This window comes from Streptomyces sp. NRRL S-495 (genome assembly GCF_000966955.1).
In the GTDB taxonomy this organism is placed as follows: domain Bacteria; phylum Actinomycetota; class Actinomycetes; order Streptomycetales; family Streptomycetaceae; genus Kitasatospora; species Kitasatospora purpeofusca.
Map to the genome: position 1 here is coordinate 1 of NZ_JZWY01001225.1, position 1,813 is coordinate 1,813.

Annotated in this window: 1 protein-coding gene; it reads right to left on the reverse strand. The window is 75.8% G+C overall.

What is annotated here, in order from left to right; genetic code table 11:
- Positions 1 to 1,813: type I polyketide synthase (locus tag VR45_RS40765; RefSeq protein ID WP_045945030.1), on the reverse strand; the 1,813-nt coding region annotated here is incomplete at both ends.

The window sequence follows — 1,813 nt, forward strand, 5'->3', positions numbered from 1 at the left end:
CGGCCGGACAGTGTGTCGCGTACGGCTTCGACCGGCTGCGGCACGAACAGCATGCCGCCGCGCCCGGTCAGGGCCAGCAGGGCCCGGCTGCGCAGGGCGACGATCCGGGCCGCGTCGTCCAGCGACAGCGCGCCGGCCACGCAGGCGGCGGCGATCTCCCCCTGGGAGTGGCCGACCACGGCGTCGGGGACGATGCCGTGCGCCCGCCACAGCTCGGCCAGCGACACCATCACGGCGAACAGCGCCGGCTGCACCACGTCCACCCGGTCCAGCGGGGGCGCGTCGGGCTCCTCCCGCAGGACCGCGAGCAGCGACCAGTCCAGGTGCGGGGCGAGGGCGCGCTCGCAGGCCGCGATCCGGTCGGCGAAGGCCGGGGCCCGGTCGAGCAGTTCCCGGGCCATGCCGGCCCACTGGGAGCCCTGGCCGGGGAAGACGAGGACGGTCCTGGCCGACCGGGCGACGGTGCCTTCGACCAGGCCGGGTGCGCGGTCCCCCGCGGCCAGCGCGGCCAGGCCGCCCAGCAGGGTCGCGCGGTCGGCGCCGACGACGGCCGCTCGGTGCTCGAAGGCGGTCCTGGTGGTGGCCAGCGAGTAGCCGACGTCGACGGACGACAGCTCCGGGTGCTCCGTCAGGTGCGCGTGCAGCCGTTCCGCCTGGGCCTTCACCGCCTCGGCGGTCCGCCCGGACAGGACCCACGGGACGGCGGCCCGCGAGGGGTCCGGATCCGTCGCACCGGACCCGGCGGGCGGGTCGGCGGCGGGTGCGGGCTCGGCGGGCGGCTGCTCGACGACGACATGGGCGTTGGTGCCGCTCAGGCCGAACGAGGACACTCCGGCCCGGCGCGGTCGGCCGGTCTCCGGCCAGGGCGCGGCCTCGGTCAGCAGGGCGACGGCGCCCGCCGTCCAGTCGACGTTCGGGGACGGCCGGTCGATGTGCAGGGTCTGCGGCAGCTCGCCGTGCTCCATGGCCAGCACCATTTTGATGATGCCGCCGACCCCGGCGGCGGCCTGGGTGTGCCCGATGTTCGACTTCAGCGACCCGAGCCACAACGGGCGGTCCTGGCCGTAGGTGGCCAGCAGTGCGTCGCCTCGATCGGGTCTGCCTCGATCGGGTCGCCGAGGGTGCCTGGTCCCGGTGCCGTGCGCCTCGACGGCGTCCACGTCGGCGGCCGTCAGCCGGGCGTTCGCCAGCGCGTCGCGGATCACCCGCTGCTGGGCCAGACCGCTGGGCGCGGTCAGCCCGTTGCTCGCGCCGTCCTGGTTGATGGCCGAGCCACGCAGCACCGCGAGCACCGGGTGGCCGTTGCGGCGGGCGTCGGAGAGGCGTTCCAGGAGCAGCAGGCCCACGCCCTCGGCCATGCCGAAGCCGTCCGCCGAGGCGGCGAAGGACTTGCAGCGGCCGTCCTCGGCGAGCCCGCGCTGCCGGCTGAAGCCGGTGAACGACAGCGGGGTGCCCATCACCGTGACACCGCCGGCCAGGGCCAGCGCGCATTCGCCCGAGCGCAGCGACTGCGCGGCGAGGTGGACCGCCACCAGCGACGAGGAGCAGGCCGTGTCCACGGTCACGGCGGGCCCCTGGAGGCCGAGCTGGTAGGCGACCCGCCCGGACAGGACGCTGGTGGAGATGCCCGCGATGAACAGGCCCTCCAACTCCTCGGGGACGTCGCGCAGGGTGCCGCCGTAGCCCTGGTAGGAGGCGCCGGCGAAGACCCCGGTCGGGGTGCCGTGCAGGGACGCCGGGTCGATGCCGGCGCGCTCGATCGCCTCCCAGGAGGTTTCGAGCAGCAGTCGCTGCTGCGGGTCCATGGCCAGGG